This window comes from Paenibacillus sp. FSL R10-2778 (assembly GCF_038593035.1).
GTDB classification, from domain to species: domain Bacteria; phylum Bacillota; class Bacilli; order Paenibacillales; family Paenibacillaceae; genus Paenibacillus_AQ; species Paenibacillus_AQ odorifer.
The window spans coordinates 3,811,516-3,823,702 of record NZ_CP151956.1 but is presented as its reverse complement, the minus strand read 5'-3'; the positions used below and the strand labels follow the sequence as shown (position 1 = coordinate 3,823,702).

General features: G+C 43.2%; 11 protein-coding genes. 8 read left to right on the top strand and 3 right to left on the bottom strand.

The annotated features are described in order from the left end of the window. Nucleotides 1–13 precede the first annotated feature (13 nt). From NST40_RS16925 to NST40_RS16910, 4 genes are all read left to right on the top strand, one after another. A complete protein-coding gene (locus NST40_RS16925; protein WP_342409750.1) occupies nt 14–1,507 on the top strand; it encodes a serine/threonine-protein kinase in 1,494 nt (497 codons plus the stop codon). Nucleotides 1,508–1,621: 114 nt separating this feature from the next. After that, on the top strand, nt 1,622–3,175 hold the full coding sequence (locus tag NST40_RS16920) for an ABC-F family ATP-binding cassette domain-containing protein (protein ID WP_342409749.1): 1,554 nt from the start codon (nt 1,622–1,624) through the stop codon (nt 3,173–3,175). Nucleotides 3,176–3,248: 73 nt separating this feature from the next. Beyond that, entirely contained in the window at nt 3,249–4,289 is a 1,041-nt protein-coding gene (locus NST40_RS16915) for a ThiF family adenylyltransferase (RefSeq protein ID WP_342409748.1), read from the top strand. Nucleotides 4,290–4,405: 116 nt separating this feature from the next. After that, a complete protein-coding gene (locus tag NST40_RS16910; protein ID WP_342409747.1) occupies nt 4,406–5,125 on the top strand; it encodes a response regulator transcription factor in 720 nt (239 codons plus the stop codon). 45 nt (nt 5,126–5,170) lie between these two features. Here NST40_RS16910 and NST40_RS16905 read toward each other — a convergent pair whose 3' ends face one another. Together NST40_RS16905 and NST40_RS16900 are read right to left on the bottom strand one after the other, a co-directional pair. Further along, nucleotides 5,171–5,671 (bottom strand): C40 family peptidase, encoded by a 501-nt coding sequence (locus NST40_RS16905; RefSeq protein ID WP_076128433.1) that lies wholly within the window; start codon nt 5,669–5,671, stop codon nt 5,171–5,173. 294 nt (nt 5,672–5,965) lie between these two features. Then, nucleotides 5,966–6,607 (bottom strand): thiamine diphosphokinase, encoded by a 642-nt coding sequence (locus tag NST40_RS16900; RefSeq protein ID WP_036687693.1) that lies wholly within the window; start codon nt 6,605–6,607, stop codon nt 5,966–5,968. A gap of 165 nt (nt 6,608–6,772) precedes the next feature. Here NST40_RS16900 and NST40_RS16895 point away from each other — a divergent pair, with 165 nt between their 5' ends. Then, a complete protein-coding gene (locus NST40_RS16895) occupies nt 6,773–7,237 on the top strand; it encodes a low molecular weight protein-tyrosine-phosphatase (protein WP_076184504.1) in 465 nt (154 codons plus the stop codon). A 137-nt stretch (nt 7,238–7,374) separates the two neighbouring features. On the opposite strand, the gene NST40_RS16890 is transcribed toward NST40_RS16895, so the two are convergent. Beyond that, complete coding sequence (locus NST40_RS16890) at nt 7,375–8,106, bottom strand: alpha/beta hydrolase-fold protein (RefSeq protein ID WP_342409746.1); 732 nt, start codon at nt 8,104–8,106, stop codon at nt 7,375–7,377. Between the two features lie 265 nt (nt 8,107–8,371). Here NST40_RS16890 and pdhA point away from each other — a divergent pair, with 265 nt between their 5' ends. From pdhA to NST40_RS16875, 3 genes are all read left to right on the top strand, one after another. Then, complete coding sequence (gene pdhA / locus NST40_RS16885; RefSeq protein ID WP_038571556.1) at nt 8,372–9,439, top strand: pyruvate dehydrogenase (acetyl-transferring) E1 component subunit alpha; 1,068 nt, start codon at nt 8,372–8,374, stop codon at nt 9,437–9,439. Between the two features lie 15 nt (nt 9,440–9,454). Continuing rightward, nucleotides 9,455–10,432 (top strand): alpha-ketoacid dehydrogenase subunit beta, encoded by a 978-nt coding sequence (locus NST40_RS16880; protein WP_038571553.1) that lies wholly within the window; start codon nt 9,455–9,457, stop codon nt 10,430–10,432. Nucleotides 10,433–10,538: 106 nt separating this feature from the next. Beyond that, the gene (locus tag NST40_RS16875) at nt 10,539–12,185 is read left to right on the top strand and encodes a 2-oxo acid dehydrogenase subunit E2 (protein ID WP_076217978.1); all 1,647 of its coding nucleotides are present in this window, start codon (nt 10,539–10,541) and stop codon (nt 12,183–12,185) included. Nucleotides 12,186–12,187: the final 2 nt, after the last annotated feature.

Here is a 12,187-nt window from a genome sequence, read left to right as displayed (position 1 = left end):
GGGGTATGTTTAGTTGAATTTTGCATCGAAGCTTGGGATAGGGCAGATAATGGACGCCAGATACAGAATTATTGAACAGATTGGAACAGGTGGAATGAGTATTGTTTATCTTGCGGAGGATCTGCGTTTAAAGGGGAAACGTTGGGCTGTAAAAGAAAGTGTAAGCTCAGAAGAACTACCTTCAGACATTGAGGCGGAAGCGGAGATGCTAATGTGTCTGGATCACCCGCGGCTTCCACGTATTGTTGATTACTATCTTTCGGATCAAGAAGGGTATTCTTATTTAGTTATGGATTATATTGAAGGGATAACTTTAAGTCAGCTGATGAAGGATAATCCCGGACCATTGCCTTGTGAATTCATCCTACAAATAGCTAAACAGCTTTTAGAAGTCCTGCAATATTTGCATGGTCATCATCCGCCCATTGTTTATCGTGATTTAAAGCCCTCCAATCTTATGTTAACTAAGCAAAAAGAATTGATGTTAATCGACTTCGGAATCGCGCGGAATTTTAGAAAAGGAATCGTTGAAGATACGGTGAAGCTTGGTACAGTAGGATTTGCGGCTCCTGAGCAGTATGGGAATGGGCAGAGTCAGCCGGTTTCTGATTTATATGGTCTTGGTGCATTACTTTTGTATATGGCTACCGGAGGCTTATGCAGCCACTGGGAGTCTGGAATGGAAAATAAGTTGCGTGACCATGTTCCCGAAGCTTTTATTCCTATAATTAGACGTTTATTACGGCCTCATCCGGAGGAAAGATATCAGGAGGCAACAGCTGTTATTCAAGCGCTGGTTCGTGTGGAGAATGATATGGATGAAGGTAATCCTTTAGCAGTGTCTGTGCCCCTAGCGGTTGATAAACGGAAGGCTAAAGTGATCGCCTTACTTGGAGTAGGGCCGGGACTTGGAACAACACATACTTCATTTGCAATTAGCAGTTATCTGGCACAGATCGGTTCAACAGCTTGGGTTGATCTATCACCGGATTCATCGGTTTATGAGCGCATGCACAATATGGTTGATGTGCAGAGCGCTTCAGTTCCTGCTAAGAGCCCTGAGCTTGCATTTTCCTGGAGGAAGGTTCATTACTGGAAGCGAACTCACCATGGGGATGTAGCAGAGCTTATGAGAGGAGCTTATCAATTTGTGGTATTAGATCTGGGCACGGGTGGATTTGATGGAGCGCTGGAAGAAATCAAGCATAGCGATATTCCCATTCTAATTGCTTCTGGCGCCGATTGGCGGTTGGAGGAATCTTTATTATGGATTAAACGGAGTGGGCTGCAGCCTGAACGGGAATGGAGAGTGGGGTTACCACTTGCTGAATACCAATCTGTTGAACTATTGCGAAATTCTTTAGGTATAGATAGAGTTTATAATCTACCGTGTCAGCAAGATCCATTTTTACAAAAAGGGAAGTTGGCAGATGTAATTGCTGAGCTGTTAGGGGACATTAAGGGCGAGCGAAACGTTGGAAAACGCCGTGGTTTTTTCTTAAGATAGGCTATTGGGACTAACATTTAATTCAGTGTTCCGCTAAAGTATGATAAAATATATATTTATATGTGATTTGATTTACGCATTATTTAAGTATAGACAGGAGCTTGCGGAGAATTTATGAGTTTACTTACTGTAGAAGACGTTTCCCACAATTTTGGGGATCGGACATTGTTCAAGAACGTGTCTTTCCGGTTGTTACCAGGAGAACATGTTGGAATTGTTGGAGCAAATGGCGTTGGTAAATCGACGCTAATGAATATTTTGACAGGAAAGCTTTTGAAGGATAATGGTAAAGTAGAGTGGACCCCTCGGGTGCGTTACGGTTATTTGGACCAACATACGATTCTTACACCGGGCAAAACGATTCGCGATGTTCTAAAGGACGCTTTTTTGCCATTGCTTGAGTTGGAGCAGGAAATGCTGAAGATCACAGAGCAGATGGGTGATGCTTCGCCTGAGGAACTAGAAGTACTACTTGAGCAGATGGGAGACATTCAGGAACAACTGGATATCGGAGATTTCTATCTGATTGATGTAAAAGTAGAGGAAATGGCCAATGGTTTAGGCCTGTCCGTGATTGGGCTAGATCGTGATGTTGCTTCTCTCAGTGGTGGTCAAAGAACCAAAGTGCTGCTGGCGAAGCTGCTACTGGAGAAACCCAATGTACTATTGCTTGATGAGCCTACCAACTATTTGGATGTTGAACATATCGATTGGCTGACCAACTATTTGAAACAGTACCCTTATGCGTTTATATTGATTTCCCATGACACTGAGTTCATGAATAAAGTTGTTAATGTCGTTTATCACTTAGAGTTCGGTAAATTGACCCGTTATACGGCCAACTATGAGAAATTCCTTAATATGGCGGAGATGAACAAAAACCAGCATATCGATGCCTATGAGAAGCAACAAGATTTTATCAAAAAACAAGAGGACTTCATACAGCGGAATAAAGCGCGTGCTTCAACTTCAGGCCGGGCAAAAAGCCGTGAGAAGCAGCTTGATCGTATGGACCGAATTGATCGTCCTGAAGAAGCTGCTAAGCCGACCTTTAAGTTTAAAGAGAGCCGGGCAAGCGGGAAAACCGTCTTCGAGGGAATTGATTTCGAGATCGGTTATGATCGTCCGCTGCTGCCACAGCTAAATATGGTCATTGAACGTGGTGAGAAGATTGCTATTGTTGGCTGCAATGGTGTGGGTAAATCGACACTGCTGAAGACAATTCTGGGAGTGATCCCAACATACAGCGGCAAAACCTATCTTGGGGATTATCTGAACCCTGCATATTTCCAACAAGAAGTGAAAGCAGCTAGTCTTACACCCATTGAGGATGTCTGGAATGAATTCTCCAGTTTAACTCAGAACGAAGTTCGTGGGCATCTGGCACGCTGTGGTCTAAAAAATGAACATATTACACGTCCGCTTAGTATGCTGAGTGGTGGGGAGCAAGCGAAGGTGCGTCTTTGTAAGCTTTTGATGCGCGAAAGCAACTGGGTACTGTTCGATGAACCTACCAATCACCTTGACGTTATTGCTAAAGCAGAGTTGAAGCGCGCTTTGCAAGAATATAAAGGCACAGTCCTGCTTGTATCTCATGAACCTGATTTTTATGAAGATTGGGTTACGAAAATTTGGGATGTTGAGCAGTGGTCAGCTGTACAGGTATAGAATAATCATAAATCCGGAGAATAGCAGACATCCTGCTGTTCTCCGCTTTTTGGATATGGGGAGGAGATAATGTATGTTTCATAACGCTGGGCGAGAAGATCGATACTCACGACAGATACGTTTCGCGCCGTTTGGAACTGAAGGACAGCAGGGTCTCGTAAAATCAAAAGTGCTTGTAGTTGGTGCGGGTGCGTTAGGTACAGGGATTGCAGAGACATTAGTCCGCTGTGGGGTTGGGCATGTTCTTATCGTTGACCGCGATTATGTAGAGTGGAGTAACCTGCAGCGCCAACAGCTATATACCGAGATGGATGCGCAGGAGCGAGCTCCAAAAGCCATTGCAGCCCAGAACAGACTGCAGCAGATTAATTCTGAGGTTGTCATAGAAGCGCATGTTATGGATGTGCGGAAGGAAGAGCTGGAAGGACTCATCTCTGGGGTGGACCTGATTATGGATGGGACTGATAATTTCGATACACGTCTCATCATTAATGATATTGCCCAAAAGAATAATATCCCTTGGATTTATGGAGCATGTGTAGGAAGCTATGGAATTACATATACGATTTTGCCTGGAGAAACGCCATGTCTTCATTGTCTTTTAGGTACAGTCCCACTAGGGGGAGATACCTGTGATACAGCGGGTATTCTCCCACAGGCCGTGCAATTGGTTACTGCAAATGCTACAGCTGAGGCGTTAAAGCTTCTCGGTAACCGTAAGGACCAATTACGAAATAAACTGCTGACTTTCGATGTATGGCGTAATGAACATCAAGAAATTGGCGTGAAAAGTGCTAAAAAGGAGAATTGTCCATCTTGTGGGACTCATCCGATCTACCCTTATCTAACAGCCTTAAATACGGAACGAAGTGATGTGCTTTGTGGCAGGGATACCGTACAGATCCGCCCTGCCCGGCTGCAGAAACTTAACTTGCAGGAAACAGCCAGTCGTCTGTCTCGTTTAGGAGACGGTGAGGTAGAGAGCAATCCTTATCTAATTTCCTTTAAGGAAGGTCCTTACCGGATGGTGATCTTCGCAGATGGCCGGGCATTGATCCATGGAACGAAGGATATTGCCGCTGCCCGTAGCTTTTATCATCGATATTTTGGATAAAAAGCATAATAAACAGATCCTCAGGCCATTTCATAGGAATGGTCTCTTTGTTTTCCGGGGATTCTATATCTATTAATGGGATGCTGATGCATGTCTGATGGATACGGGGGATCTTCGTGAGTGAGCAAATGATATGGTATATGTTTGCGGGAAACGGAAGAGGAGAGGAAGAACTAGACGCTATTGCGAAAGTGTTTAATGATATCGGTCTGCAAATAACAAAAAGCGAAGATCCCGAAGATCTTCGCTTATCCATTTCTGAAGTAGAACCGGTATTGCTGCTTGCTGATTTAGGCGAGGTGGGAACATGGGAAGGATGGAAAATCATTTCCGCAGTAAGAGATGAGGGAATGATTCTTCCGGTCATGGTGATTTCCGAAGAATTATCTGGTAACGGAGCAGTTGCGGCCTTTTTAGCCGGAGGGAATGATTTCATGACAAAACCACTACATACCGGTGAATTTAAATGTAGAATTCTAAATTTATTAACCCTCACGGGTCGGCGTCGAAATTTAAAACATCTGTTAAAGGTAGATGGTTTAATGCTCGATCCCAGCCGCAGGCTGGTCACCCGTGAAGGGATCGAGCTTAAGATGACGCATAAAGAATTCGATCTTCTATATTATCTCGCTGCGAATCGAGGGATTATATGTTCCCGCGAGGAAATACTCAAACAAGTATGGGGATATCAATTCCATGCAGATACCAATGTTGTAGATGTATACATCAGGCATATCCGCTTAAAAATTGATAAAGGGTACCGGAACAAGTTGATTCATACTGTTCGCGGAACAGGATATGTAATGAGGGTGCCCGAAGGCAGCACCACATCCTGAGACTAATTCTCTTTTATAGAAAAGACTCTACTATAGAGCTGTTGTTTACAGTACGCGGCGAGCCTTTAGATAAGTCTTTTTCCATGTACCAGAATTAAGATCAGAAACCGTAACACCTGGTTTACCGTAAGTGTGCAGAATTTTACCGTTTCCAGCGTAAACAGCTACGTGAGTTACATTTTTACCAGTTGCTCTGCTGCCGCTGGAGAAGAATACAAGATCGCCGACACGAAGGTTAGCTTTGGATACAGCAGTTCCTACTTTTGATTGAGCCGCAGCTGTGCGGGGTAATGATACATTATATTTATTAAAGATATGTTTCATAAAGGAAGAGCAGTCAAAAACCTTAGTAGTAGAAGTAGAGGCTCCGAATTTGTATGGAGTTCCCATAAAGTTTTTTCCGAAATTGACAACGCTTTGTCCTTTGGACACCGTAGCGGCTTCAACTTTAGTTGCACCTACACCAGTTGCCATCATTGTTCCTAAGCCCATTGTAGTAACCATTCCTATAACAATCGCTTTTTTTATCCATTGTTGTTTATTCATGTTGTAAGTACCTCCAAAGTTAGTATATCAATCTGTCTTGCTTGGCTTGTCTTGCTTGCCTGATTCGTAGTATAGCAGGTTATCTATGTCATAAAATTTGGTAGAGCAGCAATAAAGTGAGGCTGGGCCTGGGTTGTAAACGTTTTATTAAAAATTCATTAAAAGTTACAAAAAATTAATAACTTGATATTTTGGGCAATAAAATAAGCCGCAAACCCCTTGATATATAAAGGATTTAACGGCTTTTTAATTTTGAAACAAAAGTTACAAGGATGTTTCTATATCACTATGTATTTAGTCTTTGCTCTGGATAATCAGCAATAATCCACTACGTATTCTAACTGTTCCAGTGGAGGAAATCAGTTTGTTGCTTACACCTAGAGATTGCCCTAGCTTTAAAGTAGCATCATTCAAAGGATATTGAAATCCTTCTAATGTAATCCCTGTTACTTCAGGAGTTAATGGAAGCAAAGATACATAGGTGTAGCCCAAATCTTCAATGACTGTTTGGGATCCGGTAAGTGTCACATAGTTATTAGAATCCATCACGTAGCAATTGATTTGCCGTTGCAGAGCCCTTGTCATCATTTGAATGCTGGCTAAGGAGTGATCAATTCGAGTGCCTGTAACTCCTAATAGTAAAATAGAATCAGGTTGCTGATTCATTGCAATATCGAGTGCCATCTCACTGTCGGTTAAATCCTTGTTCACGGCGTCACAAGTGATTGTTTTTTTACTTTTGGATTGAATATCCTGAAAAGCCTCAGGCGATACAGAATCAAAATCACCTACCGCAATATCGGGTATATATCCATGTGAGATGAGGAATAATGCACCCCGGTCCGCACCGATAATAAAATCTTCTTCATCTAATAGAGCGAAATAATCCGGAGATAGTTCTCCACCGGCAAAAATAACAACTCGTTTGGATGGCATAACATCCATTCCTCCTCTAAAACTCTAGTTGTTTATCCTGTCCCAGTATAATGCAGATCGAAAAGTTGCACAATTGACCAAGACAACGCTAAAATGATAGTGTGTGATTTTTTATGTGCATAAATTCATATTTACTAATGTTTTAACAATTGGGAGGTGAATGAAATCGTAAACGTGCTATTTGTCTGTCTGGGTAATATTTGTCGCTCACCAATGGCGGAGGCCGTTCTGCGCCATAAGATTGATGAACGAGAGCTTTCACATAAGATTCTGGTTGACTCTGCAGGAACTGGAGATTGGCATATAGGTAAGGAACCGCATGAAGGGACTAGACGTATACTTGATCAAAACAAGATTAGCTATGCAAATATGGCAGCGCGTTTGGTCAGTAGCGAGGATTTTCAGAAGTTTGATTATATCGTCTGCATGGACAAGTCTAATGGAGAGAATGTTCGAAAGGTTCCTGGTGGGGAAGAGGCTAAGCTTTTGTTCTTCATGGATTTATTGCCTGAGGAAGAATTGAGAGAAGTACCAGACCCTTATTTTACAGGTAATTTTGAACAGGTATATGATTTGATCAATGCAGGCTGTGACGTGTTGCTAGAAATGGTGATAAGAGAAAAGCTGTAACCCGGTTGGGTTCCAGCCTCTCTGATTAGTATTAAAGTAAATTAAGGAAATTTGCTGGATTAAACTGTAAGCGTAAACACGGCTGAAATCTACATACGTTCTTTAGATGTTCATTTTTTGCTTCTATCAATAAGGCATTATGTGTTTAAAAAATAGAGTAGAGATTCAGGGAGTTCCTTTTGCCAAAAGCCCCAGAGATGACGACCGTCTTTCTCCCGGTAGGATAAGGTAGCTCCACGTGCTTCAAGCAATGCTTTTGTTTCTCTGTTCATCTGAACAAAATCATAGGTCCCTGTATCAGTCTGGTAATCTGTTTCCTGCAGTCCAACGACCATATTAATGTTGAGCCAGGAGAGATCTTCTTCTTTAGCCAGCATGGCTTGTGATTCGGGATAGAATGCACCGGATAGGCTGATGATACGTGTGAAGATAGCTGGATAAGCAAGAGCGAGATGGAGGGAGACGCTGCCTCCAAGGGAATCACCGGCTAAGATTCGTTCGTCGGGTGTACGGCGTACGGGATAATTTTTTTCAATGAAGGGAATAATCTCTTCGGAAAAGCAAGATAGGTACTCCTTGAATCGGCTGCCGAACGGAGCGTATTCTTGAGTCCGAACAGCGACGTTAACTTCTACACCAACGATAATGAAGGGCTCGACATCTTCTTCTATAATAAGTTGTGCAGCAAGTGTAGCAATGCGTCCAAAGTTGAAAAATTCTTCTCCGTCTTGGCAGTACACCACGGGGTAACTCAGAACTTCATTGTAGCCTGGGGGCAGATAGATACGTAATTTACGTTCCTCCTGCAGATGTTCACTCCAAAGCGTTTCTTTTACAATTGTGCGTTTCAGAAAAACAGAATCGCTCATCGTTGTCACGTCACCTTTCTTGTCGAATTTTGCAATACACACAGGGTTACGCTAAAATTATTAAATGTGTAACTGTGTTATTAATCATTTACTTGTTGGAAAAGTGTTAAACTGTTATATAAAATTTCCTCACCTGTTATACATACAAAATTTGAAGGAATATAAATTTTATAAGTATTTCTTTGACGAAAGTAACTAAACAGGTGTATAATAATATTATAACAGAGGCAGCTGATATTCAAATTTTTTTATTGAGGTGAAGATAATGAGTAAAGTTCCTTATGAAGTGTATACAGAGGACGTCGAGGCTCTATCGGTACTTTCCCCGGATGGAGAAATTATCAATAAGGATAAGATGCCCGATTTAACCGACGATCAACTGAAAGAAATTATGTATCGTATGGTATTTACCCGTACTTGGGATGATCGTGCAGTAAACCTTGGCCGTCAAGGTCGCCTTGGTTTCTACGCACCGGTATCCGGTCAAGAAGCTACCATGATTGGTAGTGAGTTCGCTTTGGAGAAAGAAGACTTCTTATGCCCAGGCTACCGTGATATTCCGCAGCTAGTATGGCACGGACTTCCATTGTACCAAGCTTTCTTATATTCCCGCGGTCACCAACATGGTGGAGCTATTCCTGACGGGGTTAATGTATTGATGCCACAAATAATCATCGGTGCGCAAATCCTGCACGCTACTGGTATTGCTATGGGCTTCAAATTGAAAAAACAAAAGAATGTTGCAATTACTTACACTGGTGATGGCGGTTCTTCAGAAGGTGACTTCTACGAAGGCTTGAACTTTGCTGGTCGTTTTAAACTGCCTGTAATCTTCTTTGTTCAAAACAACGGTTATGCGATTACGACTCCGTTCGCTAAACAAACGGCTTCCAAATCGATCGCTCACAAAGCGGTTGCAGCTGGTATTCCAGGGATTAAGGTTGACGGTATGGACATCTTTGCAGTAATCAGTGCTGTACGTGATGCTGCAGAACGTGCACGCAACGGCGAAGGTGCTACATTGATCGAAGCTGTAACTTACCGTTTCCGTCCACACTCCCTTTCTGACGATGCAAGTAAATATCGTTCGAAAGAAGAAGAAGGACAATGGAGTGAAAAGGATCCAATCGCCCGTCTTGCCAAGTATTTGGAGAAGAAAGGTCTTTGGACTGAAGAAGATACTCTGCGCGTGAAGGATGAAGCGAAAGCTACTGTTAACGAGCAGATCAAAAAAGCTGAACAAACCGAAAAAATGACAATACCTGGCTTGATCGACAGCATGTTCGAAGTAACACCTAAACATCTGGAAGAGCAAAAAGCCGATTTTGAATAAGGGGGATATCAGGCAATGGCACAAATGAATATGAAAGAAGCGATTCGCGACGCGATGCGCGTTGAACTGAATCGTGACCCTAACGTTCTTATCTTCGGAGAGGATGTTGGTAATGTAGGTGGCGTTTTCCGTGTAACTGAAGGTCTGCAAAAGGAATTTGGCGAAGATCGTATTTTTGATACACCACTAGCTGAGTCCGCTATCGGCGGTCTGGCATTTGGTCTTGGTGTACAAGGCTTCCGTCCGATTGCTGAAATTCAATTCGTAGGTTTTATCTTTGAAGCACTGGATCAAATCGTTGTTCAAGCAGCGCGTTTGCGCTGGCGTTCTGGCGGTAAATATAACGCTCCAGTAGTATTCCGTACTCCTTTTGGTGGCGGAGTTAAGGCTGCTGAGCTTCACACTGACTCACTCGAAGGTTTGATCGCACAAAGCCCAGGGATTAAAGTTGTAATTCCTTCAAACCCATATGATGCTAAGGGACTTCTAATCGCGTCTATCCGCGACAATGACCCTGTCTTCTTCATGGAGCACTTGAACCTTTATCATGCATTCCGTGCTGAAGTGCCAGAAGGTGAATATACAGTTGAACTTGGTAAAGCGAACGTAGTACGTGAAGGTTCTGACGTTTCGATCATTACTTACGGGCTGATGGTACATACAGCTACCAAAGCAGCCGAGCAACTCGAAAAAGAAGGCGTTAATGTTGAAATTATCGACCTTCGTACTGTAAGTCCAATCGACATCGATACTATTGTAGCGTCTGTGAAGAAGACTAACCGTGCTATCGTGGTGCAAGAAGCACAAAAGAGTGCGGGTGTAGCTGCTGAAGTTATCGCACAAATCAATGAAAAAGCACTACTGCACTTGGAAGCACCTGTGCTTCGTATCGCAGGTCCTGATACTGTGTATCCATTCGCACAAATAGAAGATACATGGCTTCCAAACCCTGCACGTATTATTGCAGGCGTGAAGAAAGTTTTGGAATTCTAAATATTTTTACGAGAAACAGTTGTCATCCATATGGATGACAACGTTGTTTCATCTTATAAAGTTTAAATCATAAGGTTAGTCCCAATTTCACGAGGAGGTTTTCAAAGTGGCAAAGTTTGAATACCGATTTCCTGAACTAGGTGAAGGTCTGCATGAAGGTGAAATCATCAAAATGCATATCAAAGCCGGTGACAAGGTAACGGATGATGATATCGTAATGGAAGTTCAAAATGACAAGGCGGTAGTTGAGGTGCCTTGCCCAGTAAACGGTACTGTATTGGAAGTTCTGACAAAAGACGGTCAAGTATGCCGTGTCGGTGAAGTAGTGGCTATTATCGAAGCAGAAGGTGACGTGCCTGATCAAGAGGGTGCTGCTACTGAAGCTCCTGCTGCTCAAGCGCCAGCTGCACCAGCTGCTCCAGCATCTAACAAAGCATCGAATTTTGAATATCGCTTCCCTGAGCTGGGTGAAGGTCTGCATGAAGGTGAAATCATCAAAATGCATATCAAAGCCGGTGACAAGGTAACGGATGATGACATCATCATGGAAGTTCAAAATGACAAGGCGGTAGTTGAGGTTCCATGTCCAGTGAATGGTACTGTATTGGAAGTTCTGACTAAAGATGGCCAAGTTTGCCGCGTAGGCGAAGTTGTAGCTATTATCGCTGCTGAAGGCGACGTTCCTGAACAAGAAGGTCATGCATCTGCTGAAGCCGATGCAGCAAAAGGAAGTGCAAACACTACTTCTTCCCCTGCAGCAACAAGCCCTGCTGAGGCTAAAGAAGGCGGATCTGCAAGTGTAACACCAGCTCCTGACCGCGATGTTTTGGCTACACCAAGCGTTCGCAAATTTGCTCGTGAGCAAAAAGTGGATATTTCCAAAGTGAACGGAACTGGTAAAGGTGGTAAAATCACTCGTGAAGACGTAGAAGCCTTCTTGAAAGGTGGTTCTACACCAGCAGCTCCTGCAGCAGCAGCGTCGTCTGAAGCTCCTAAGGCTGCTAAGACCGAAGCTAAAGCAGCACCTGCAGCAGCTAGCGGTAACGTTAGTCTTGAAGAAGAACGTGTACCATTCAAGGGTATTCGTAAGGCGATCTCCAACGCAATGGTTAAATCGGCTTACACTGCTCCACACGTAACCATCATGGATGAAGTAGATGTTACTGAACTGGTAGCATTCCGTACACGTATGAAACCTATTGCTGAGAAAAAAGGCGTTAAGGTTACTTACCTTCCATTCATCGTTAAGGCACTTGTTGCAGCTTCCCGTCAATTCCCAGCACTCAATGCTATGATTGATGAAGAAGCAGGGGAAATTGTCTACAAGAAATACTACAATATCGGTATCGCTACTGATACACCAAACGGTTTGATCGTTCCAGTTATCAAAGACGCTGACCGTAAGAGCATTTGGATGATTGCTAGCAGCATCACTGACTTGGCCGTTCGTGGCCGTGACGGTAAATTGTCTGCTAACGAAATGAAGGGCAGCACGATCTCCATCAGTAACATCGGTTCTGCTGGCGGTATGTTCTTTACTCCAATCATCAACTTCCCTGAAGTGGCTATCCTCGGAACTGGCCGTATCAGTGAAAAAGCAGTTGTGAAAAATGGTGAAATCGTTGTTGCTCCAGTAATGGCGTTGTCACTCAGCTTTGACCACCGTATTATCGATGGTGCGACTGCTCAAAACTTTATGAACTACATTAAATCGCTGCTCAATAATCCTGAGCTGCTGGTTATGGAGGTATAATT

Coding starts and splice junctions, on each gene's coding strand:
- NST40_RS16900 (WP_036687693.1), bottom strand. CDS start 6,607: ATGCCATCCAAACGAGTTGTTATTTTTGCCGGTGGAGAACTATCTCCG.
- NST40_RS16915 (WP_342409748.1), top strand. CDS start 3,249: ATGTTTCATAACGCTGGGCGAGAAGATCGATACTCACGACAGATACGT.
- NST40_RS16905 (WP_076128433.1), bottom strand. CDS start 5,671: ATGAATAAACAACAATGGATAAAAAAAGCGATTGTTATAGGAATGGTT.
- NST40_RS16880 (WP_038571553.1), top strand. CDS start 9,455: ATGGCACAAATGAATATGAAAGAAGCGATTCGCGACGCGATGCGCGTT.
- NST40_RS16890 (WP_342409746.1), bottom strand. CDS start 8,106: ATGAGCGATTCTGTTTTTCTGAAACGCACAATTGTAAAAGAAACGCTT.
- pdhA (WP_038571556.1), top strand. CDS start 8,372: ATGAGTAAAGTTCCTTATGAAGTGTATACAGAGGACGTCGAGGCTCTA.
- NST40_RS16920 (WP_342409749.1), top strand. CDS start 1,622: ATGAGTTTACTTACTGTAGAAGACGTTTCCCACAATTTTGGGGATCGG.